The sequence below is a fragment of the Acerihabitans sp. TG2 genome, assembly GCF_035013185.1.
GTDB lineage: Bacteria > Pseudomonadota > Gammaproteobacteria > Enterobacterales > Enterobacteriaceae > Acerihabitans.
Genome location: NZ_JAYGJO010000012.1, coordinates 1 through 22633 on the forward strand (window position 1 = coordinate 1; position 22633 = coordinate 22633).

General features: G+C 49.3%; 19 protein-coding genes and 3 pseudogenes. 19 read left to right on the top strand and 3 right to left on the bottom strand.

The annotated features are described in order from the left end of the window. Nucleotides 1-117: 117 nt before the first annotated feature. Nucleotides 118-581, bottom strand: a pseudogene (locus SJI19_RS12265) (DDE-type integrase/transposase/recombinase); the annotation flags it as partial. Between the two features lie 445 nt (nt 582-1026). Here SJI19_RS12265 and SJI19_RS12270 point away from each other — a divergent pair. The 16 genes and pseudogenes from SJI19_RS12270 to fumA all read left to right on the top strand — a co-directional run bounded on the left by SJI19_RS12270 (nt 1027) and on the right by fumA (nt 17001). Continuing rightward, entirely contained in the window at nt 1027-1839 is an 813-nt protein-coding gene (locus tag SJI19_RS12270) for an oligogalacturonate-specific porin KdgM family protein (protein WP_323478550.1), read from the top strand. Between the two features lie 58 nt (nt 1840-1897). Continuing rightward, a complete protein-coding gene (locus tag SJI19_RS12275; protein ID WP_323478551.1) occupies nt 1898-2650 on the top strand; it encodes an oligogalacturonate-specific porin KdgM family protein in 753 nt (250 codons plus the stop codon). A gap of 58 nt (nt 2651-2708) precedes the next feature. Further along, a complete protein-coding gene (locus SJI19_RS12280; protein WP_323478552.1) occupies nt 2709-4316 on the top strand; it encodes an SGNH/GDSL hydrolase family protein in 1608 nt (535 codons plus the stop codon). A gap of 13 nt (nt 4317-4329) precedes the next feature. Beyond that, entirely contained in the window at nt 4330-5415 is a 1086-nt protein-coding gene (locus SJI19_RS12285) for a pectinesterase family protein (protein WP_323478553.1), read from the top strand. Between the two features lie 25 nt (nt 5416-5440). Beyond that, nucleotides 5441-7159, top strand: a complete 1719-nt coding sequence (locus SJI19_RS12290; protein WP_416347538.1) for a pectate lyase — start codon at nt 5441-5443, stop codon at nt 7157-7159. Between the two features lie 199 nt (nt 7160-7358). After that, a pseudogene (locus SJI19_RS12295) lies at nt 7359-7677 on the top strand (transposase); the annotation flags it as partial. 85 nt (nt 7678-7762) lie between these two features. After that, complete coding sequence (gene tnpA / locus SJI19_RS12300; protein WP_323478554.1) at nt 7763-8071, top strand: IS66 family insertion sequence element accessory protein TnpA; 309 nt, start codon at nt 7763-7765, stop codon at nt 8069-8071. Then, nucleotides 8071-8439, top strand: a complete 369-nt coding sequence (tnpB, locus tag SJI19_RS12305; RefSeq protein WP_323478555.1) for an IS66 family insertion sequence element accessory protein TnpB — start codon at nt 8071-8073, stop codon at nt 8437-8439. The genes tnpA and tnpB overlap by 1 nt, the downstream gene beginning before the upstream one ends. 45 nt (nt 8440-8484) lie before the next feature. Then, nucleotides 8485-9222 (top strand): annotated as a pseudogene (locus tag SJI19_RS12310) (transposase); the annotation flags it as partial. 4 nt (nt 9223-9226) lie between these two features. Continuing rightward, entirely contained in the window at nt 9227-9550 is a 324-nt protein-coding gene (locus SJI19_RS12315; protein WP_416347539.1) for a type II toxin-antitoxin system RelE/ParE family toxin, read from the top strand. Further along, nucleotides 9543-9860, top strand: coding sequence for a helix-turn-helix domain-containing protein (locus tag SJI19_RS12320; RefSeq protein WP_323478557.1), 318 nt, complete (start codon nt 9543-9545; stop codon nt 9858-9860). The genes SJI19_RS12315 and SJI19_RS12320 overlap by 8 nt, the downstream gene beginning before the upstream one ends. A 422-nt stretch (nt 9861-10282) precedes the next feature. After that, on the top strand, nt 10283-10516 hold the full coding sequence (locus tag SJI19_RS12325; protein WP_323478558.1) for a YgdI/YgdR family lipoprotein: 234 nt from the start codon (nt 10283-10285) through the stop codon (nt 10514-10516). A gap of 380 nt (nt 10517-10896) precedes the next feature. Then, nucleotides 10897-11535: a nitroreductase family protein gene (locus SJI19_RS12330; RefSeq protein ID WP_323478559.1), complete on the top strand. Its 639-nt coding sequence runs from the start codon at nt 10897-10899 to the stop codon at nt 11533-11535. A gap of 307 nt (nt 11536-11842) precedes the next feature. Further along, nucleotides 11843-13054 carry an MFS transporter gene (locus tag SJI19_RS12335; protein ID WP_323478560.1) on the top strand — a complete coding sequence of 404 codons (1212 nt, stop codon included), beginning with the start codon at nt 11843-11845 and terminating at the stop codon, nt 13052-13054. Between the two features lie 606 nt (nt 13055-13660). Beyond that, entirely contained in the window at nt 13661-15172 is a 1512-nt protein-coding gene (locus SJI19_RS12340) for an anion permease (protein ID WP_323478561.1), read from the top strand. Nucleotides 15173-15354: 182 nt separating this feature from the next. Next, nucleotides 15355-17001 carry a class I fumarate hydratase FumA gene (gene fumA / locus SJI19_RS12345; protein ID WP_323478562.1) on the top strand — a complete coding sequence of 549 codons (1647 nt, stop codon included), beginning with the start codon at nt 15355-15357 and terminating at the stop codon, nt 16999-17001. A 718-nt stretch (nt 17002-17719) separates the two neighbouring features. Here fumA and SJI19_RS12350 read toward each other — a convergent pair. Next, entirely contained in the window at nt 17720-18202 is a 483-nt protein-coding gene (locus SJI19_RS12350; RefSeq protein ID WP_323478563.1) for a GNAT family N-acetyltransferase, read from the bottom strand. Nucleotides 18203-18227: 25 nt separating this feature from the next. After that, nucleotides 18228-18671 (bottom strand): hypothetical protein, encoded by a 444-nt coding sequence (locus tag SJI19_RS12355; protein ID WP_323478564.1) that lies wholly within the window; start codon nt 18669-18671, stop codon nt 18228-18230. Between the two features lie 450 nt (nt 18672-19121). On the opposite strand from SJI19_RS12355, the gene SJI19_RS12360 reads away from it, so the two are divergent. From SJI19_RS12360 to yddG, 3 genes are all read left to right on the top strand, one after another. After that, nucleotides 19122-20423 carry an anaerobic C4-dicarboxylate transporter gene (locus SJI19_RS12360; protein ID WP_323478565.1) on the top strand — a complete coding sequence of 434 codons (1302 nt, stop codon included), beginning with the start codon at nt 19122-19124 and terminating at the stop codon, nt 20421-20423. Between the two features lie 366 nt (nt 20424-20789). Continuing rightward, the gene (locus tag SJI19_RS12365; protein WP_323478566.1) at nt 20790-20936 is read left to right on the top strand and encodes a hypothetical protein; all 147 of its coding nucleotides are present in this window, start codon (nt 20790-20792) and stop codon (nt 20934-20936) included. Between the two features lie 266 nt (nt 20937-21202). Next, nucleotides 21203-22111: an aromatic amino acid DMT transporter YddG gene (yddG, locus tag SJI19_RS12370; protein ID WP_323478567.1), complete on the top strand. Its 909-nt coding sequence runs from the start codon at nt 21203-21205 to the stop codon at nt 22109-22111. Nucleotides 22112-22633 lie beyond the last annotated feature (522 nt).

A 22633-nucleotide genomic window follows, 5' to 3' on the forward strand; every position in this document is an offset into this window, starting at 1 on the left:
TACGACAGGTCAACACAAAGGCAGTTCAGCCAATCCCAGCACGGGTCAGTCCGATCCGGTATTCAGGAGTATAGTAGACTGAGTATCCCAGCAGTTGCCGCGACGGCTCATGCTTTACGTTATCCGGTAGCGCCAAAGTATCTGTCGATACTCATGGCTGGTATAGTGACTACCTTGTCGCTATGGAACATCACACCTTTAGGCCGGCCGCGTAGCTCCCAAGCCATCTGAAGCGCTTTTACTGTTAACGCTGTATCAGGCGAGTTCAACATCGCCCAGTCCACCGGTTTGCGGGCAAATAAGTCCAGCACCACAGCCAGGTAAGCCCACTGCTTGCCCGTCCAGATATAGGTCACGTCACCGCACCAAATCTGGTCCGGTTCTGTGACTGCGAACTGCCTGTCGAGATGATTTGGGATTTCAACGTGTTCACTCTCTCCTCGTTTGTATTTGTGTGTCGGCATCTGACAGCTGGCGATACCGAGCTCTTTCATTAGCCGCCCTGCCAACCAGCGACCGAGTTTCACACCTTTGCTGCTCACCATTGTAACGATACTTCTTGCACCGGCAGAGCCGCCGCTGGCGCTCCATGCCTCAATGACCAAACCTCAGGTGGCCAAATTTAGCGTGCCACTTCACCTGATGCTGGCTGAAAAATTCATTTATTTAACAAAGTCACGTAGCGTCCACGCTGATTTACATAATACTGTGTGTTTTTACGCTTTCTTAACGTTTTTTGATGATTTACATTATGAAATATGTGATCGTTTTAAATAAAACAACGTTTTATTTTTGATATCATGAGTTCGTGGTGATATCCATATGCAATCAGTTGCTAAGAGAAATTATATTAATTTCATATAAACGACTTAACGCAATGGATATATTTTCAATCAGTAACCGTTTAAAGTTGTTTATGCTTTTTGTAGAAAGTAACCGATCAGGACGCGTTTACGTACGTCAGACCCACCTCTGATGTGGATTACTATATTGAAAATAGAAACACAGTAACTCTGGGAAAAATTAATGATGGATACAAAGAGTGTAGCATTAATATTCGCAATATTTCCTTTATCCTGTCTGGCAACAGATGGAAAAACCACTTTTCAGTATGAACATAACTGGAAAACGATGGATCGCCGTCATAGCGACTCAATCAAGCTGATTCACAAATTAACCAGTGGCTGGTCATATGAAGTAAAATTCAGCACATCGGCCGGGGGTAACAGTAATTACGATACCGCGTATGACGATATGCAGGGCGGTTCAGGCGGATTAGTTATTGGTAAAGATTTTAAACTGAGTGACAAAAAAAGCACTATCACGCCGTCGTTTGAAACGTCTATCGGTTCCTCCTCCGTCTCTTATCAGCCAGGAATAAAGTACAATTATTCAATCAATAAAGAGTGGTCGGCCTACGCGCGTTACCGCTATGAACTTAAAAAAATATCGCGCAGCACACGGTATTCAACGATTAGCAACTCTGATAAGTATGGCTATGCGGGCGACACTTACCTGTCAAAATCCGATACGGGCCGCCACCGTCTGGATACCGGCCTCACCTATTCAGGGTTTAAGGATCTGGCGCTGACCTATGTGTTCAACTACTACCTGGGCGATAACGTCACCGAGTCATATTCGTACAAAAATGGCAAATTCATCGAGAAAAACTATACCGTTCATAATGGCAAAAAGAACGATTACGAAAACCAATTTAAGATCCAATATAAATATTTTAAAAAATTGATGCCATATTTAGAAGTCGATGATGTCACCGTGTCAGGCACTTCGGCATCAAGGCAAGCGAAAATTAAAATTGGCTTTAATTACGTTTTCTAAACGCCTGATGCATTTTTTCTAACCAATACCTTACGCTTAATTTACAGTGGTAATGAAAATGAAAAAAACATTTATTATGGCCGGAATGGCCCTGCTGTTATTGACAAACTCGGCAGCTAACGCCTCTGACACCAAATTTAATTATGAACACAATTATGCCACCCAGAATAGATACCATGGCGATAAAATTGGCATGGCTCATTTTATGGATAATGGTATCTATCTCGGCGTTGAATTAGCTTTCTATAACACAAAACAGGATATCGCGCTCGATGACGTTGTGTCGAATGCTTACTCGTTTTATACCGGCTACGATCATATGCTCGCCGATAATGTCACCCTTACGCCGAACATCGAAACCAAGTTTTATTCAGGCGGCACCAGCGGTGAAGGCTATTCAGGCAACATTGGCGATAGCGGAACCCAAGGCGCACGCTACACGCCAGGGCTGAAACTCACTTACCACATTAATGACGCGCTGGCGTTGTATGCGCAATACCGCTACGACCTCCGTAAAATCACCCGCAGTAAACGTACCGAAGCCGATGGTGATACCCACCGCAGCCGCTATGAACTGGGGGCAATCCTCTCCGGGATCGGTCACGTCACCGTAGGTTACAAAGTATATTATTACGACGGTGACTATATCATGCAGAATAATAAAAATCATGATTATCAACAAGATATAGATATAAGTTATCGTTTTACCGAGAACTGGCAAGGCAATTTGGGTGCTGAAGATGTCGCCAGCAGCCGAGTGACGGATACGCGTGAAGTAAAAATCAAAACCGGTTTCACCTACACCTTCTGATTACTGCGGGGAGACGCGGTGGCTTCTTGCCCGCGGCGCTCCAGATGGAGAGGTTCATATGCAAGTTAAAACATGTTTCATGACATTAAGTTTGTTGCTTTCTACACCGGCAATGGCGCAGACCACATTGATTCAAGGTACGGTAGCCAATGGCGGCCCTGTGCGCTCCGCCGAGGTGACCGTGATCGACAAAAACGGCAGCCAGCAGAGCACCAAAACGGATCAGCAGGGCCGCTTCAGCCTCGATGCTTCCTCACTTCAGGCCCCGCTATTGCTAAGCTCGGTCGACCCACGCTTACCTGATGGCAAAACGAGTCATAACTGCCTGAACAGCGATACTCAGCGTGCTCGCTGCATGGCCTCAGTCCTCCCGCAGTTACACCACGGCAAGACCAACGTCGCCAACATCACCCCGTTCACCGATCGGCTGGTATCAGAAATCGCTGTATCACTGAAATTTATCGGGCCCCAACAGTGGATCGAGAGTGGCAGCGCAGAGGCGATGAAAGCCGAGCTGCTGCAACAGCCGCTGGCGCATTTTCACGCGGGAATGGACGCCGCGCTAACCCGGGCCGGTATTCAAGACGCTGCTACCTTTAACCCGATTAGCACGCCGATGCAGGCAAATGGTCAGGGCATTGACGCCATTTTGCTGGTAATTAATCACAATCGAGGCTACGACAACAACAGCGGGCAAGCCGGTGAGACCACATTGAGTGACATCTCTTTTCGCCCCTTGGTTGGGCTGACTGCCAGCGACCCTTATGAACCATTTGACTACACTCGCGCAAAAAAAGAACGAGAGGCAATCATTGCGGCTAAAACCCGCGTATTGATCGTGGGTGACTCCACCGCCGCCACTTACGAAGTCAGCCGTCTGCCGCGGATGGGATGGGGCCAGGTATTCCAGCAGCGTTTTCGCGATGGCGCGCAAGTTCAGGTACTTAACGGCGCTCGTTCTGGTCGCTCCAGCCGCGACTTCTATAACGAAGGCTGGTATCAGCAGATGGCGCGATTCATCAAACCGGGCGATGTGGTGTTGATTGATCTCGGGCATAACGATGAAAACTGCAACGCGGCCAAGCCGATTCGCGGTGCGGCCGATGTTAAAAACCTGTGTAGCTACCCCAATGATGCTCAGGGAATGAAGCAGTATCCGGCCGGCCAGCCCAAGCTATCATTCCAAAACGCACTCGAAAACTACATTAATTTGGCTCGTGAAAAAGGTGCTACGCCAATTCTGATGACGCCAACGACACGTTTTACGAATGCCGATCGCAAGCAGGCATTTAAAGATGGGGATACCCGGCCAGTGATCAGTAGCCACTACACCCGGCAGAACAGTGCCAATGGCTACGCCTTTACCGGCGATTACTCTGCCACCATCAAAAAAACTGCCCAGGATAAGCAGGTCCCACTGATTGATCTGGAACAGTTGACCATTGATTTCGCCAATCATCATGCCAGCGACTGGACTTCTTACTGGCTAGCGATCGACCCCAATGACAGCCGTTACCCCTACTACAAAACGCAAACCGCGGGTGTGATGAGCAAGCCGGATACGACACACTTCCAGCAAAAAGGGGCTGAAGCTGTCGCGGAGTTGGTCGCCGGGGCGATTAAACAAAATACGCAGTTAACGTCATTGGCCGGTCAACTGAATTAAGGAGCAAGACAACATGTTCATACATTCTTTGGGCAAAGCATTTCTGCTGGGGTTGATCTCTTTCACCGTCACCGGCACGGTCTGTGCGGCATCGAATCAGGTTGTCGTGTCGACAAAGGTACAAAAAGGCGAATTTGCCACCATCGCGGCGGCACTGGAATCCGCACCCGCAGACGACACGCCTTTCACCATTTTCCTCAAAAAGGGGATCTACAACGAACGTCTGGAGATCAACCGGGCCAATGTCACCTTGAAAGGTGAAGCGCGTGATGAAACGGTGATCAGCGCGACCACCGCCGCAGGCATGCTGAATCCGCAGGGCGAAAAATGGGGCACTTCGGGCAGTAGCACGTTACTGGTCAACGGCAGCCACTTTACTGCCGAAGATCTCACTATCCGCAATGATTTCGACTTCCCCGGTAATCGGGCGCTGCCAGAAGGCGCGCCGGGTAAACTCAAGGACACGCAAGCGGTAGCGCTGTTATTAGCGGAGAAAAGCGACAAGGCACGTTTTAAACGCGTCAGACTCGAAGGCTATCAGGACACGCTCTACAGCAAAACCGGCAGCCGCAGCTACTTCACCGACTGCGAGATCGGTGGCCATGTCGACTTCATTTTCGGCTCGGGCGTTATGGTGTTCGATGGTTGCAAAATCATCGCCCGTGACCGCAGTGATATCGCACCGCCCTACGGTTATTTGACCGCGCCGAGCACAAAAAGCGAGTCACCTTACGGCCTGGTATTTCTCAACAGCCAGCTGCTAAAAGAGAGCGGCGTTCCGGCGAACAGCTTCGCCCTGGGCCGCCCGTGGCACCCGACCACCACCTTTGACGATGGGCGCTATGCTGATCCAAAGGCCATCGGACAGTCTGTTTTCATCAATTGCTATATGGACAACCATATCTACGGCTGGGACAAGATGTCGGGCAAAGATAAACAGGGCAAAACGATCTGGTTCTATCCACAGGACTCTCGTTTTTTCGAGGCCAACAGCTCTGGCCCAGGCGCGTCCATTACCCCGGGACGACGCCAATTAACTGAAGCACAGCTGGCCATGTTCACTCTGAAAGCGATCTTCCCTGATTGGGCGCTAGATTAGTATTTTATTTAATAGGATATTGATAATGAATACTTTTTATCTTAATTTAGTCGCAGCATCACTGCTTATGCTCAGTATCTCGCCGGTACAGGCCGATAGCACACAGCGCCTCAAGGCCGTCCAGCAGTATGTCGATACCGTGCTGGATAAAGCAGGCGATCACTACCATGGCGATAAACCGACTCCGTTGCTGGCGGATGGTATCGATCCGCGCACAGGCAACCAGCTCGAATGGCATTTTCCTGGCGGCAGAACAGCCGTGCTTTCCAATTTCTCTGCACAACAGAATCTGATGCGCGTTCTGGTCGGTTTGAGCCATCTTACCGGAGATGCGCGCTACCACCAGCGCGCGGCAGACAACGTGAAATACTATTTCGATCACTATCAGGATAAGAACGGTCTGCTAATCTGGGGCGGTCATCGTTTCGTCGATCTCAAAACGCTACAAGCCGAAGGGCCGAGTGAGAAAGAGAGGGTGCATGAATTAAAAAATGCCTATCCCTACTACGACCTGATGTTTGAAGTGAATAAACCAGCGGCCGAACGTTTTATCCGCGCCTTCTGGAATGCGCATCTGTATGATTGGAAGATCATGGAAACCAGTCGTCATGGCGAATATGGCAAGAAAATGGGCGATCTCTGGAACAACAAGTTTGAGCAGCAACCCCCCTTTTTCGCCACTAAGGGTCTGAGCTTCCTTAACGCAGGTAACGACTTAATCTATTCCGCGTCCATGTTGTATAAATACAACAATGAGGCAGGCGCGCTGGTGTGGGCAAAACGTTTGGCCGAGCAGTATGTCCTGCCACGCGACAAAACCACCGGGCTGGGTGTATATCAATTCACTCAAGCGCTCAAACGTGAGTCGACAACGGACGACGCCGATACCCAGTCCAAGTATGGCGACCGGGCACAACGCCAGTTTGGCCCTGAATTTGGTCCGAGCGCGCTTGAAGGTAATATGATGTTAAAAGGTCGCACCAGCACCATTTATTCCGAGAATGCGCTGATGCAGCTCCAACTGGCGAGCGACCTCGGCAACGACGGTAAAGACCTGCAAAAATGGACGCTCGATGGCCTCAAGGCCTTTGCCAAATATGCTTACGACGCAGCTAACAACAGCTTCCGCCCGATGATTGCCAATGGTAAAGACCTCTCCAACTATGAGTTACCGCGCGATGGCTACTACGGTAAAAAAGGTACTGTACTGAAACCTTACAAGGCCACCAGCGACTTTATGCTGTCTTACGCACGTGCCTACTCACAGGATAACGATGCTGATTTGTGGAAAGTGGTACGCGGTATTGCCATGGGTCAGGACCTCGGTGATATGGGCAGCAAACCGGGAGAAAGCATGAAGGTTAACCTTGCGACCAGCAATAACGATCCCTACGCCGTCTTTGCCCTGCTGGATATTTATCAAACCAGCAAGGTGAAGGATTATCTGACGCTGGCAGAGACCGTGGCTGACAACATCGTGGCGACCAAACTGCATAACGGCTTCTTTATGGAAAGCTCCGATCGCCAGTATGCCGACATCGATAGTATTGATCCTTACGCCATTCTGGCGTTGGACGCGGTGCTGAATAATAAGCAAGGCGCGGTAGCTCCATTCCTCAATGGAGCTGGTTTCACGGAGGGCGCGTATTTGATGCCAGATGGCACATCACGTATCTCGACAAGTGATAACGAAATTTTCGCGCTTAACGTTGGCGAACAGTTGAAGCCCAACAATAAGAAATAATTTTTCTGCGTAACATCAGGAAAACCGGGCTGGGTAGGGGCCTTAAAAGGCCATCGCCCCGCTTTTGACCCGATCTGGCCCGATCAGGAAACGGTTGATCAATGACTATTGCTCCAGAGAAACCGGTCACGGCAGAAAGCGACGGAGTGTTAGAAGTTCGGTGTCATTCCAGTTAAATACCGACAAAAAGGAATGATACATGTCCCAGCCCTTCGATTTTGATAAAGCCCTGAAAGCACTTCAGGATGGTCCGACCTTAACGGGAAAAATGGCATATTGACACCGTTAATCAAATAGTTAACGGAAGCCGCGCTGGCTGCTGAGCTGGATTCTCACCTTGCTCAGGATATCGCTGCTAACCGTAAAAACGGCTCGACCAAAAAGACAGTTAAATCACCCACCGGTGCCTTTGAACTCGCCACTTCCCGCGACCGTAACGGCTCCTTTGAACCTCAGTTGGTGAAGAAGTATCAGACCACCTCTCTGACGAGATTGAGCGCAAGATCATCCGCATGTTCGGTAAGCGCCCTTAAATCGGCATCTTTTTTTCAGTGATTAACTGCACCACACTGCCTTTGTCTACCATAAATGCAGGGCGCAATCATGAAATCTCAACAGCGTGCCGAGCATTGGCGCGAACAGATCACTGCCTGGCAAGCATCCGGTCTTTCTGGCCAGGTTTTCTGTCAACAACAGCAACTGACATATCACCAGTTTGTTTACTGGCGGCAAAAATATTGCACCGATAACCCGACCCAAGCGCGTGCCCCAGGGTTTGCCAAAGTCACCGCCGACATCACCCACGCCGACACCCCAACCGAACTGACACTCTCATTGCCAAATGGCCTGGTGATCACCGGTCTTAATAACAGCAATGTGACCTTGTTGGGCGCTATTCTCAGGCAACTCTGATGCGTAACCGTGACTTACGCCCGGCGCTGGCGATGCCGCAGATTTATCTTTATCGCGCACCCATCGATTTTCGCAAACAGGTCAACGGGCTGGCGGCGCTGATAGAACAGGAACTGGGGCATAATCCCTTTTCCGGGGCGCTGTATGCTTTCACTAACCGCCAGCGCAATAAAATCAAATGTCTGATGTGGGAAGACAATGGTTTTGTCCTCTATTACAAGGCGCTGGCAGAGGAGAAATTCAAGTGGCCCAATCTGGCCGATGACCTGTTGCCCCTGACCGGGGAGCAGATTAACTGGTTGCTGGATGGTTATGATATCAGTCTGCTCAATGGGCATAAAAAACTGCATTATGATGGCGTTAATTAGTCGAAATAAGAAGCATCAGGTAGCTGTTTTTGTTATAATTTAGCCATGAAAACGCCCATTTCCCCGCCAGCCGAAAACCCAGACAACCGCAGTTTATCTGCGGTTGAATTGCTGGCGCAGGTCGAGGAACTTCAGCAACAGCTTCAACATCGCGAATGTTACATCGCCCTACTCGAAGAGCTGCTCCGCCTCAAAAAAGCCCAACAGTTTGCCGCCAGCAGTGAGCGGCATACCGACCAGATTGCCTTGTTCGATGAAGCCGAACTGGACGTGGCAATGGAGTCCTTGTTGGCTCAACTGCCGGATGACGTATCGCCGCCCCCACCGCCGTCTGGCACCCAAAAACGCCAACGCGGTTTCTCCGCCAACCTGCTGCGTGAACGTGTGGAGTTGTGCCTGTCCGACGAAGAAAAAGCCGGCGCCCGCGCCACCTTCTTCAGCAAGGTTAAAGAAGAGCTGGCGTTTATTCCCGCCCAATTAAAAGTCATCGAATACTGGCAGGAAAAAGCGGTGTTTGACCGCGATGGCGAGGAGTTTATCGTGGCGGCCCGCCGCCCGGTCCATCCGCTGGGCAAATGTTTTGCTACCACCGCCTTGCTGGCCTATATCATCGTGGCCAAATATGCCGATGGGCTGCCGCTGTACCGTTTGGAAAACATGCTTGCCCGCAGTGGCCACCCGGTAAGCCGCACCAATATGGCCCACTGGATCATCCGGTTAGCCAAGGTATTGACCCCGCTGCTTGCCCGGCTGCGTGACGTGCAAAGCAGCAGCCGTTACCTGCATCTTGTGCAAAGCAGCAAAAGCAATATTTTCAGGGCTTCCCGGTGATCATTTAGGCAAATACACCTACAAAAAACGCCTTGTTTTACCAGCAGTGAGCGCAAAAGATGGTGCGCGTTCGATAGTTTTTTTCAACAAAGGAACCAATGCTTACTTTTTTGATATGTATCTGAAAAGTGCGCTATCAAAGAAGAAAGGAAAAGAGCTGGAAGATGATGAAATCGGCGCATATTGCAAGATCGCAACTGATTTCGTCGATCTGTCGCTCAAGCAGATAATGCAGCTGTTGAAAGACAGAGAACTAATAGAGGTGAGTTGTGATGAGTGACCGTCTGAAACGCATTCAAGGTATGGCTCAGCGTTATAACACGTTAGGCGTAGTTAAAGATGAGACAGTAGCCGCCATCAATGCAGCGGTTGAAGCGCGCAGCATACCAAAGGTTCGCGCGATGACAGGGGCGGAGATTAAGGAAGTCCGCGTACGTTACCATATGTCTCAGTCGGCGCTTGCTCACACGACAGGTATGTCGGTTGAGAGCGTGTCGAAATGGGAGCGCAATGAAAGCAAGCCAAATCAGGCGGCGTTACGCATTATCAATGTGATTGAAGATAAAGGACCTGACGTTTTCATGGTCTGAGCTAATACAAGTAATGACCGGCTTTAGATGTTTAGCATTGTAAGCTTCTGGGGATTCGCTGCGTTAGCGCCTTCCTGCCACGCGAATTCTTTAGGGTAGACAACTAGCAGCTACGCAGATTGTTTTTGATAAAGGTGCTGGATTCCATGACTAAGGCGCTCAAATCGCAGCGCTGACGTAGCGGGGATCCACGTGAATACGGGACGATATGACAGTTCCAGCGTCGGCGCGACGCTTTACGTGACCTCATTCGCCGCTAGTGGATATTGGCTGAGGCCTAATTTGAATGACCTGATCCCTCTTGTGAGTGAATGGTGCTCATTATCGATCGCCACAACACGCATGAACTCCAGCAAGCAAAAAAACATCTATACTTAATCAACATTACTTAAATAAATCTCACTATTCAGGATGTGACCATCATGAAAATTAAGTGCCTCACTGCCGTAACACTTACCGCTTTATCACTATTGTTTGTTGCCGGATGCTCTTCGGACCAAGCAATCAAAACCGTTGATGGAAAAACCATTGTGACTGATGGGAAGCCCCAAGTTGATAAGGATACCGGACTGGTGTCTTACAAAAATGCGGAAACAGGCAAGACAGAACAGCTCAACCGAGATCAAATTAAAAATATGAACGAGCTACAAAACTGACAAAAAGGCTACTGCTTCGAGGCGCTCCCGTAGAATTGCATGTCACGTTTTATCGCGCCGCCGCGTTTGATCACTTTCGGGTAGACGCGCATAGCACTATTGCTGCCGCATTAACTTAGCGCTAAATTTGGCATCAAACATCGTTCTAAAAAGGATGCGTTATCGCCGATGTAAGGGTACGCCTCGCGCGGCGACCCACGTGATGGCGGCATAAGTCGCAGCACTTTTCTGCATCAGTCTCTTTTTTCCCCGTGCTACAGTGCGGCTATTGTTTAGCCGGCTCACATTTTACCGTTAAGCCAATAATCACAAAGACCAGCGCTACACCATCCGGTGGGACAGCATCCCTGCGCTCAAATTAAGCCCTGAAGGAAAAAACAATGACGACCTTAAATGAAAGACTGGCATGGCGCTATGCAACCAAGAAATTCGACGCCACCAAAAGCGTGCCGGCCGAAAAACTTGAACGTATTGTTGAAGCGGTGCGACTGGCCCCTACCTCCAGTGGGCTGCAACCGTTTGAGTTGTTTGTGGTGAGTAATGCGGATATTCGCGCCAAGATCCGAACCGTTGCGTGGGACCAAGCGCAAATTACCGACTGTTCGCACCTGCTGGTATTTGCCGCATGGGATGACATCACGGCTGATCGGGTTAATATGATGTTCGACCTGACCAACGATGTACGCGGTGTTAAAAGTGAGGCTTGGGAAAATTATCGCCAAATGTTGCTGGGTATCGTCGCCGATCGTGGAACGGAGGCTAACTATCAAGCGGCTGCGCGCCAAGCTTACATCGGTCTGGGTGCAGCCTTGATTGCGGCGGCTTTCGAAGAGGTTGATGCGACGCCGATGGAAGGGTTTGACCCGGCAGCGGTCGATGAGATCCTCGATTTATCATCAAAGAACCTGCGTAGCGTGGTGATGCTGCCGCTGGGTTATCGGGCGGGCGAAGGTGATTGGCTGGTGAACTTGAAAAAAGTCCGACGCAGCCGCGACAGTTTTGTCACCGAAATAAAGTGAACTGAACAAGATAACGCCGCAACAAGCAAAACCCGGCACGTCTGTGCCGGGCACCCGCGGCACACCCCCCCGAAAAGGGCAGGACCTCAGGTCTGAACGTGCTGTTGTTGATGCCGGTAATGGGTGTATTGATGAGAAAAAACATCACCTAAACCTTTCCCGATCGTGAGTGGTTATGTTAGATTTTTAGCACCGCCAAATGCAGGATCGTACTTGCCAATGTAACGATTTCTCAATGCAAACAGTTTTCTGATTCGTGTAGCCATGGCTATGCGCAATATTCTGTTTTTTATTGAGAGCGTTATTCATGAATAATCTGCTTATAGGGTTAGTCCGTGCCTTGCGTCACCATCACTGGTTGAGACTGCTGGGCGGCGCCTTTATGTTGTCTTCCGTCGGTAATGGTCTGACTCAGGTGGTGGTTTTCGGCCAGTTGTTGCGTTGGCATGCGTCACCGTCCGCCCTGACGCTAGCTTATGTGCTGGCGACATTACCCGGTTTTTTTGGCAGTTTTTTTGGCGAGAAAGGGTGTCGCCGAGTGCCACCATTGCGTTTATTGATCCTGACCGAGCTGTTGGGCATGTTCGCCCTGATATTGCCGCTGCTGGGTATGTTTTATCATAATATCCCCGCAATGTTGGCCGTACAGTCGGTCGCGGCATTCCTGGCCGGCATGTCATATCCGGCCCTGACGCTGACCTTTAAGCAGGGATTATCAGCCGAGGAACTTCCGGCTGCCACTTGCATGGAAACCCTGATTTTTTCTGCACAGGTACTGCTAGGAACCGGATTGGGTGTCCTGTTGTTTGAGGTGTTTTCCCCACTAACCTTGCTCAGTATCGATGCAGTCAGTTTTGTGGCGGCCATCCTGCTGCTGGCAGCCACAGCACGCCATATCCACCTTCGTCCGCTACAAGAGATGGACACACCGCCTCAGGTGGCGGTGATCCGCTGGGCTGGGTTGTCGATATTGCAAAAACGCAGCCTGCTGTTACTACCGGCATTGGCCGCCGTCGGCTCGCCGGCCATGGCATTGTTGCCCGCCATAGCACAGCAAATCCGTCCCGGTGATGCCACCGGGTTGGCATTGCCTTTACTGTTCGCTCGCAGCCTCGGACAGTTATGTGGCCCGTTGTTGCTCAACGGCGAGAGGCTGCGACATTATGCAAAAAGTAACCGGCACTTATTGATGTGTTTAGGGATTTTTTTGGCGGCTTATGGTGCGCTTCCGCTGCTGGCAGCAGAAAAAACCACGGCATTAGGGCTGATATTCGTCGCGCATTTGGCCTCTAATGTGGTGTTTGCTTTAGGTACCTTCAGCGTTCTGGCCTATTTCCCGGCACAAAGTGTTTCAGGCGCCAGTGCCAAAGCATGGCGATGGCAGACACTAACGGCAGCCCTGGCAACCACTCTCGCCGCCGGGCTGGCCGCTCAATGGGGTGCAACGCAGTCTTTATATGCGGTGTCCCTCACGTCGTTGGCGGCAGTGGCACTGATTTTGGTGCGTTACCGCCAATAATAAGACTATAAAATACCATGCATAATGCCCGATATCTTTGTCGGGTCAACGTTGGCCTCTAACCCTGCGCAGCAAATACCTAACGTGTTATTTTCCCTGCGCAGGTGACGGGGATCCCTTGACCGGTGTTTACGGACCTTGCTCTGCTGTTGCTATAATTAAAGCCATATTTTACGTGGCGACTATTGAGTAAAATAATCGTCTGATTCACATTTATTGATTTCAATTCTTGACCGTTCTTATAATAGTAATAAGGTTATATTTTTCCAATGCTACCAAAACAATGAATTAACATTTAATTTACCAACAATTTGATTGCATTAATAAGCCCACTGATTCATCGATAAAACCGCGCTCCAGGTATCATTTTCATTTTTTTTTACAAAATAAAAACATCATCGTACTTTGTTGATCAAGATCAACAGTAATAAATATATAAAAGCATTATATAAATACTTAACCATACTGATAGATAGGCTACGTAAATCAGCAGCCATAAATAAAAATAATTTATTATCCATATGTCAACATTAAATAGCTAAAAAAATAGAATTATATTATCTGTGCACCATTGGAAAAATGCTTAATCACTTATAGACACCTACTATGAAAGCAATACCAACAAGTACGGAGCCAGAATCGGCCAGCACAGGCCCAGAAGGAAAGCTACACCGGTTGATTTTTATGTTCGTGCCGGTACTGGTCGCAGTGTTGCTGTTATTGATCCCGGTGCCCTCGGGGTTACAACCCTATGCATGGCATTTTTTTGCCATCTTTGCGGGGGTGATTGTCGGCTTGATCTGCGAGGCATTACCCGGTGCAGTTATCGGTCTGACGGGCGTCGTGGTCATCGCCTTGGGTGCGCAATGGCTGTTGTTTAGTCCGGCTGAAATGTCCGCCCCCAAGTTTGATCTTGCTACACAATCGTTTACATGGGCGGTGAGCGGATTCGCCAACTCGACGGTATGGCTGATCTTTGGTGCATTCATGTTCGTTGCAGGCTACGATAAAACGCATTTTGGACGCCGTCTGGCACTGATCTTGGTAAAATATCTTGGTCGCCGCAGCCTGACCTTGGGTTATGCCATCACCTTTGCTGATCTATTGCTGGCACCCTTTACACCGTCCAACACCGCACGCAGTGGCGGCACGATCTACCCGATCATTGCCCACCTGCCGCCATTATATGGTTCCATACCTCATGACCCCAGTGCCCGTAAAATTGGCTCCTATCTGATGTGGGTGGCCATTACGTCCACCTGTATCACCAGTTCCATGTTCCTGTCGGCACTGGCGCCAAACCTGTTGGCCATCGCGCTGGTAAAAGACATTGTCGGCATCACTATTTCCTGGGGTGACTGGTTTATCGCCTTCCTGCCGTTGGGTGTGCTGCTGATTCTGACGATGCCGTTACTGGTTTATTGGATTTATCCGCCTGAGATTAAAATCAATGATGAAGTGCCTCGCTGGGCCAGTGAGGAGTTGGGAAAGCTGGGCAGGTTGTCGCGTAATGAAATTCTGCTGCTGGTGTTCGTTTTTTGTGCGCTGGCGATGTGGATTTTTGCTGCACAATGGATTGAACCCGCACTTGCCGCACTGCTGGTTGTCACACTGATGCTGTGGACCGGCGTATTGGAGTGGAGTGATATTTCCAACAATAAAGCTGCCTGGAATACCTTTGTGTGGTTTGCCACCCTGATTGCGCTGGCGGATGGATTATCCTCCACCGGGTTCATTGGCTGGTTGGGTGATGAAGTCGGAACGCTCATGGTGGGGATACCCCCGCTTCAAGCATCTATCTTGCTGTTGGTGGCGTTTTACTTACTGCACTATCTTTTTGCCAGTACCACCGCACATGCCACTGCATTATTACCGGCCATGCTAACCATTGCGTCCACCATTCCAGGCATCAACATGCAGGTATTTTGTCTGATGATCGTCACCTCAATGGGGATTATGGGGATCATCACACCTTACGGCACCGGGCCTAGCCCGATTTATTATGGCAGTGGCTATCTACCCACCGCCGATTACTGGCGCCTGGGTGCTATTTTTGGCGCTTTTTTCTTGATTGCGCTGTTGGTTATTGGTTATCCATGGATGACAATGATGTTCTGATAACCGACCTATTCATACCTGCACGTGTGAAGATAAATACTTTATATTGAAACATCCACCACCGTTGCCAGCCGACTGGTTTTATCAGATCGGCAAGGTGGTGATAACCAACCAGATGTCGCTGGTGATGCGGTCCAGAAACCCGGGACGAACGGCGGCAATAACGGATTAAGTGAGAAAAAATGTCGAATAAACCTTTCCATTACCAAAACCCGTTCCCCCTTGCCAAAGAGGATACCGAATACTACCTGTTGAGCCAGGAGCATGTCAGCGTTGCTGAGTTCGATGGGCAAGAAATACTCAAAGTCGCCCCCGAAGCCCTGACGCTGCTGGCGCAACAGGCGTTTCACGATGCCGCATTTATGTTGCGTCCCGCGCACCAAAAACAAGTGGCATCCATTCTTCATGACCCGCAGGCGAGCGAAAACGATAAATATGTTGCACTGCAGTTTTTGAGAAACTCAGAGATTGCAGCTAAAGGGGTTTTGCCAACCTGCCAGGACACCGGCACTGCGATTATTATGGGGAAAAAAGGCCAACATGTGTGGACCGGTGGCGGCGATGAGGCCAGTCTGGCTCTCGGGGTGTACAACACGTACCGCGACGATAACCTGCGCTATTCCCAAAACGCCGCATTGGACATGTATAAAGAAGTGAACACCAGCACCAACCTGCCCGCGCAGATCGACCTCTACAGTGTGGATGGCGATGAATATAAGTTTCTGTTCGTTGCCAAAGGTGGCGGTTCTGCGAACAAAACCTATCTCTACCAGGAAACCAAAGCTCTGATAAGCACCGGGAAACTGAAAAAGTACCTGGTGGAAAAAATGCGCACATTAGGAACCGCAGCCTGCCCGCCCTACCACATCGCGTTTGTGATTGGTGGCACGTCGGCGGAAAGTACCCTGAAAACCGTCAAATTAGCATCAACCCATTATTATGATGGCCTGCCGACTGAAGGTAATGAGCATGGCCAGGCCTTCCGTGATGTCCAGTTAGAAAAAGAGCTGTTGATAGAAGCGCAGAACCTGGGCTTAGGGGCTCAGTTTGGTGGAAAATACTTTGCTCATGATGTGCGCGTGATCCGTCTACCGCGCCACGGTGCTTCTTGCCCGGTGGGAATGGGCGTTTCATGCTCCGCCGATCGTAATGTGAAAGCCAAAATTAACCGTGAAGGCATCTGGATTGAAAAATTAGAGCACAATCCGGGTCAGTACATTCCCGAATCCCTGCGCCAGCAAGGCGAAGGCGACGTGGTGCGTGTTGACCTGAACCGCCCGATGAAAGACATTCTTGCCCAGCTCTCTGAGTCCCCCGTGTCCACTCGTCTTTCCCTGAGCGGAACCATCATTGTGGCACGTGATATGGCCCACATGAAACTCAAAGAGCGGTTAGACAACGGTGAAGACTTGCCGCAATACATTAAAGATCATCCAGTGTATTACGCGGGACCGGCCAAAACGCCGGAAGGTCATGCTTCGGGTTCCATGGGACCGACCACCGCAGGTCGTATGGATTCCTATGTGGATCTGCTGCAATCTCACGGTGGCAGCATGATCATGCTGGCCAAGGGCAATCGTAGCCAACAGGTTACGGACGCATGTCATAAGCACGGCGGTTTCTATCTGGGCAGTATCGGCGGCCCGGCTGCGGTACTGGCTCAGCAGAGCATAAAACATCTGGAGTGCGTCGAGTATCCGGAACTCGGTATGGAAGCCATTTGGAAAATCGAAGTCGAAAACTTCCCGGCATTCATTCTAGTGGATGATAAAGGCAACGACTTCTACGAGCAGATCCAGAAAAATCAGTGTGCCGAGTGTTTGCAATAATCACCGCACTGCCGACCCAGTGCTTGCCAGCGTACGGCGAGCGCTGGATAGTGCGGGCTACGCCATCATAAAAAGCATTACGCCGTTGGTCACACTACCGATGGCGTTACCTAACCCGCCTGTGGACAAAAACGCGTAGGTGAAAATACCCACAACAGAGTGCCGCTGTATAGCCTATGTCAAAAAAGTGTAAATATTGAGGTTGTATTTTAAACAAGATAATTGCAGTATTAGGGATAATATTAGTTATCTTATTTTTAAACTACTCCTCGGTTTTTTACATTTAGCACTGACCTCTGGCGCTGTTTATTTTATTAAAATGAATTCTGATGCGTTGATAAGTTAGAAATTTGACTTATGGCAAAAGAAATGACAGTAGATTATTTTCTAATGCTTTATGATAAAAAAGAAGTTGGTATTTAATAAACAAAATTAATTCTTATCTACCTAATAATTATAGCTTTTTCAATTATCATTTCCAAAAAAATCCCCCTACCCACCAGAATAGATCAATATAAAAATTGAAAACACTGATTATTACCGCTATTTTATAGCATAATTTTCAGTTGCGGATTCATTATGCAAATAACCAAACGGGCCGCATGGATCGGCGTATTTGCCTTTAGTCTTATTTTCTGGCTCTTGGTCGCGCTCGCGTTCTATCTATGGTTTCATTGACGGACATCAATAGGCCACTCGCGGGTGGCCTATTGATGCACTATAGTTTTTTTTGCCAGAATAACGCGCGACCAGCTTCCGGCTGTAATTCATAACCGGCAAAACCAAATTTGCGATAGCTGGCCTGCGCCACTGCGTTTCCTTCCAACACCTCCAGTGTGATTTTGCAGCATTGGCGAGCCTGCGCATGGCCCTCAATTGCCGCAAGCAACCGCTGGCTAACACCTAAACCGCGAAACGCCGGCAATACCGCGATATCATGGATATTCATTAGCGGCCGCGCGGCAAAGGTGGAAAATCCCTCGAAGCAGTTGGCCAGACCGGCAAACTGACTATTCACCACGGCCAACAGCGTTAGAGCATCAGGCCGCTGGGCAAGTTGTTCCACCAGGTGGCTGCGCGCATAGTCGCTAAGCGGCGCCGCTCCTCCCATGGGATCGCGGGCGTAATGGTCCAACAGTTCCACAATCTGACCCGCGTGTTCCTGGTTGCCATAATCCGCCCTGATAATCTCTATGTTCATCCCTTTGCCTCCTGTGCCGTGGGGCTTATAAACTCGTCGGCCTGATAGCCAGAGCGGTATTTTCTCCACCTGAAATCCTAAATTTCTGCACCTGGCCGGAGTTTACCACCGTGACAGACTGCACCGGCGGCTGTGCTGGTTGAATAGCGCAATGACCGTCAGCTAAAGAACCACCCGATACGCCGACAATATGCTGTCCTGGCTCAACAAAAAACCGTCCGGTTTCACCCGCGGCAATGTTTGCCGCAGTTTTACCGTCAATCAACACCGATAACAAACATCCCGCCCCGGAAAGAAATTCGCTGTCGCGATTCACCACGATCGTTGCGCCATTGTTGACGTTGGTTTGGAACCCTAGCGTACGCTCCGGCGGGATCAGCGTCGGTTGGACGGTGGTCATCGGGGGTGTGGTGCAGCCAACGAGCCCAAGCAGGGTGGCGACAATGATGATAAATGCGGATTTTTTCATTCTATGCTCCTCAAGTGATAAGGGGGAATCATACCAATATCACTCTCTGTTCCATAGACCCAGTGTTATCACCCCATAGCCCGTCAACCCCCTCTGCACATTGGGCTAGAAAACGGATGCAAGCGCGGGTAGAGAATGCAAGACCCGCGCAACGAATGCTTTTTCTACCGCGTTCACTTGGCTGGGTCATAGGGTCCTTTGATCCATTAGTGTGAGCGCCAACGCAGATATTGAAACGATTCAATATGAGCCCAGCGGATAGTGATCCCACTACCAGTATTTTGACATAAGCAGCATATGATTAGGCTGATAATGATATTCGCGGTGAATACGGTTGATATTTAGCCATTTGGCAATATTTTACCCACCCGTACACTGAGGATGACATTCTGATAACCGCTTTTTGGCGGTTTCACCAAGGAGAACTATCATGTCAAGTGGAGCTAATTTATGTTAATTCTTGAACTGCTCATTGTGCTTTTCGCCATTTTTCTCGGCGCTCGATTAGGCGGCATCGGCATCGGATTTGCTGGCGGTCTCGGGGTATTGGCGCTGGCGATCATCGGCGTGCATCCAGGCAGCATTCCTTTTGATGTTATCTCGATTATCATGGCGGTGATCGCAGCAATTGCTGTTATGCAAGTCGCCGGCGGGATGGATTATCTGGTGCAACAAACTGAAAAAATCCTACGTAAAAACCCCCGGCATATTACGTTACTCGCCCCCATCGTGACCTATTTCCTGACCATTTTTGCCGGTACCGGCAATATCTCTCTTTCCGCGCTGCCGGTCATTGCCGAAGTGGCCAAAGAACAGGGCATCAAGCCCTGCCGACCACTATCAACTGCGGTGGTGTCGGCGCAAATCGCCATTACTGCATCACCAATTTCAGCGGCGGTGGTGTATATGGCATCGGTCATGGAGCCACGCGGGGTAAATTATATCCATCTATTAATGGTGTTGATCCCCTCGACTTTTTGTGGCGTGGTGCTGATGTCGCTGCTGGTCAGCAAACTGTTTAATTCGACGCTGTCCACCGACCCGGTATACTTAAAACGTTTGGAAGAGGGGCTGGTGACACTGCGCGGCAGTCAATCTATCACTATCAAACCACGGGCCAGGTTGTCCGTTTTGCTGTTTCTGGCCGGCGTATTCAGCGTGGTAGCATATGCTATCGTTAACAGTCCGGGGCTGGGACTGGTCGTCACCCCCATCATGAGCACCACCAGCGCTATTCTGATTATTATGCTTAGCGTCGCCACCTTGACCACCCTGCTTTGCTCCGCCAGCACCGATGCGGTACTCACTTCAAGCACGTTTAAAGCCGGGATGAGCGCCTGTATTTGTATTCTTGGAGTAGCATGGCTGGGTGATACCTTTGTGCAAGCCAATCTACCCTGGATCAAAGAGACAGCCGGCGGGGTCATCCAAACCCATCCTTGGCTGTTGGCGGTGATTTTCTTTTTCTGTTCTGCCCTGCTCTACTCGCAGGCGGCCACGGCCAAGGCATTGATGCCCATGGCGCTGGCACTGAACGTTACCCCACTCACCGCCGTAGCATCCTTTGCCGCTGTGTCCGGATTGTTTATTCTGCCGACCTACCCTACGCTGGTAGCCGCGATTCAAATGGACGATACCGGCACTACCCGTATCGGGCGCCTGGTGTTTAACCATCCGTTCTTTATCCCTGGCACCATCGGGGTGGCATTTTCCGTGCTGCTGGGCTTTTTATTTGGCAGCATGATCCTATGAACTGATATCCCAGCCCGCATTGAACTGCACCCCAAACGTTGGACACCCAACTGAGTAAGGTGCATTTTTTATAGGAAAAGCGAAACATTCACTGTCGTTCAGGATGGCGGCAGCGAAATAATCGCTCTGTTACAGCGCGTAAATCAGGCGACTCGGTCCACCCCCCATCCAATGCCATTCTGATGTTCAAAAAATAATTAGCCGGTATCTGCCGAGAAAATCCTTGCGTTGACAATAGGTTAGGATTATGTTCATTTTTTTTGAATAAGATGAACAAATTTATTCGATATTCTATTTTATTAATGAACGTTAGTATTATCCCATCGAAAGCAAACGCTTTCACACTCACACTCTAGGATATCAATTATGAAAAAGACAATCGCCGCACTCAGCCTGATCGCCGCCATGATGGTTCCAGCTGTATCAATGGCTTCTGTTAGTGACTACCATGACTATGCCAATACCTATCCGGTAAGTCAGGGTATTTCCAGCCACACTAACACTGCGGAATAATGCCTGGACTACCTGGACTAAGTTATACAAAAATTTTCATTAATTTACAAACCCGGATGAGCTCAGCTAACCCGGGTTTGTTTTTTTTAACCATCAGTTACCCGCGTTACCCCCTCGCTTAATCAAATGATTGCCCACCACGACCAATAACCGTATAAATAACCCATCAATAAAATCATGCCAAAGTCCTGTGAGTCTCAGACCGGTATTTACCTGGCCACTCAGGAGACTATCGATAGGGATTTCCAGTGAGCAAGAGGTAACAGATGTTTTCAGCGTCACCCCAGAGTAAGGCAACCATGTTAGGCCTGTTGGCTATCTTGCTATGGAGCAGTTCAGTAGGATTGCTGCGCAGCGTTAGCGAATCATTGGGCCCCATTGGTGGCGCCGCCATCATTTATAGCGTCAGTGCGGTCATGTTGCTGGTATTGATGGGGTTTCCGGCGCTACGCACCTTTCCACGCGCCTATTTGCTCGGTGGCGGTATTTTATTCGCCAGTTACGAGATTTTTTTATCGCTGGCTTTGGGTTATGCCAACGATCGCGCTCAGGCGATTGAAATCGGCATGGTGAACTATCTCTGGCCTAGCTTTACCATCTTGTTGGCGGTGGTGTTCAATGGGGAAAAGGCCAATGGCTGGATTGTACCGGGCCTGCTGTTGTGTCTGTACGGCATCGGCTGGATCATGGGGGGTGATGGCGGCTGGTCGCTAGAGCGTATAGGGCATAATATTCTGTCCAACCCACTGAGTTACGGACTGGCCTTTTTCGGTGCGATTATCTGGGCGGCCTATTGCAATGTTACCAAGCGCTGGGCACAGGGTAAAGATGGCGTAACACTGTTTTTTATCCTGACGGCACTCACGCTTTGGGTACAGTATGCCTTTAGTCATGAACCGATTATGCGGGTGGATTTTCCGATCACCGTACGCTTCGTGTTGGCGGGTGCCGCTTCGGCCGTCGCTTATGCGGCCTGGAACAGCGGGATCATGCGCGGCAATTTGATGCTGCTGGCCACTGCGTCCTATTTTACCCCGGTACTGTCATCGCTGGTAGCGGGACTGGTATTAAATACTCCGTTAACGCTCTCTTTTTGGCTCGGCGTGGTGATGGTGACTGCCGGCTCGCTGCTATGCTGGCATGCCACCCGACGTAATAAAACCCGTCCCGCCTGATGACCATTTGGAGAAAGGCCTACAGCTATCTCGCGAGTACTCACCTTTATCATTTACGATAAGCGTATTGCGTCATCCCACCGGTTATAATAATGTAATCGGTAACGTTTTTTTGTCCAGACTACACATCACTCGCGACAAATCAAAAACCGCTGGAAAACCGCATAAATACTCGATTTTAATCTTATTTCAAAATATTACTAAAATAGCAAATTTATGTAATTAATATTATGTAAATATGAATATTAATTTCATGTTTATTCTAATTTTTACTAAGCATGACGAATTTTTATTTCTATCAATGTTATACAAAAAAAATTTTCTCAGTAAATTCTGTTTTTATCAATTCACTACGATTTTATGTAAAATTTTTACAACAATATCATATAGTTAATAGCCAGTTTTTTATCATAAACATCCAATCATAGCTGTCTATCAATTTTTTACTATAACAATAATTTCATGATCTAATTCTATCCAGACTTATCCGTTTTGTTCTTATTTTTCGTGTAGATATTTTCG

Coding starts and splice junctions, on each gene's coding strand:
- SJI19_RS12270 (WP_323478550.1), top strand. CDS start 1,027: ATGATGGATACAAAGAGTGTAGCATTAATATTCGCAATATTTCCTTTA.
- SJI19_RS12275 (WP_323478551.1), top strand. CDS start 1,898: ATGAAAAAAACATTTATTATGGCCGGAATGGCCCTGCTGTTATTGACA.
- SJI19_RS12280 (WP_323478552.1), top strand. CDS start 2,709: ATGCAAGTTAAAACATGTTTCATGACATTAAGTTTGTTGCTTTCTACA.
- SJI19_RS12285 (WP_323478553.1), top strand. CDS start 4,330: ATGTTCATACATTCTTTGGGCAAAGCATTTCTGCTGGGGTTGATCTCT.
- SJI19_RS12290 (WP_416347538.1), top strand. CDS start 5,441: ATGAATACTTTTTATCTTAATTTAGTCGCAGCATCACTGCTTATGCTC.
- tnpA (WP_323478554.1), top strand. CDS start 7,763: ATGAAATCTCAACAGCGTGCCGAGCATTGGCGCGAACAGATCACTGCC.
- tnpB (WP_323478555.1), top strand. CDS start 8,071: ATGCGTAACCGTGACTTACGCCCGGCGCTGGCGATGCCGCAGATTTAT.
- SJI19_RS12320 (WP_323478557.1), top strand. CDS start 9,543: ATGAGTGACCGTCTGAAACGCATTCAAGGTATGGCTCAGCGTTATAAC.
- SJI19_RS12325 (WP_323478558.1), top strand. CDS start 10,283: ATGAAAATTAAGTGCCTCACTGCCGTAACACTTACCGCTTTATCACTA.
- SJI19_RS12330 (WP_323478559.1), top strand. CDS start 10,897: ATGACGACCTTAAATGAAAGACTGGCATGGCGCTATGCAACCAAGAAA.
- SJI19_RS12335 (WP_323478560.1), top strand. CDS start 11,843: ATGAATAATCTGCTTATAGGGTTAGTCCGTGCCTTGCGTCACCATCAC.
- SJI19_RS12340 (WP_323478561.1), top strand. CDS start 13,661: ATGAAAGCAATACCAACAAGTACGGAGCCAGAATCGGCCAGCACAGGC.
- fumA (WP_323478562.1), top strand. CDS start 15,355: ATGTCGAATAAACCTTTCCATTACCAAAACCCGTTCCCCCTTGCCAAA.
- SJI19_RS12350 (WP_323478563.1), bottom strand. CDS start 18,202: ATGAACATAGAGATTATCAGGGCGGATTATGGCAACCAGGAACACGCG.
- SJI19_RS12355 (WP_323478564.1), bottom strand. CDS start 18,671: ATGAAAAAATCCGCATTTATCATCATTGTCGCCACCCTGCTTGGGCTC.
- SJI19_RS12360 (WP_323478565.1), top strand. CDS start 19,122: ATGTTAATTCTTGAACTGCTCATTGTGCTTTTCGCCATTTTTCTCGGC.
- SJI19_RS12365 (WP_323478566.1), top strand. CDS start 20,790: ATGAAAAAGACAATCGCCGCACTCAGCCTGATCGCCGCCATGATGGTT.
- yddG (WP_323478567.1), top strand. CDS start 21,203: ATGTTTTCAGCGTCACCCCAGAGTAAGGCAACCATGTTAGGCCTGTTG.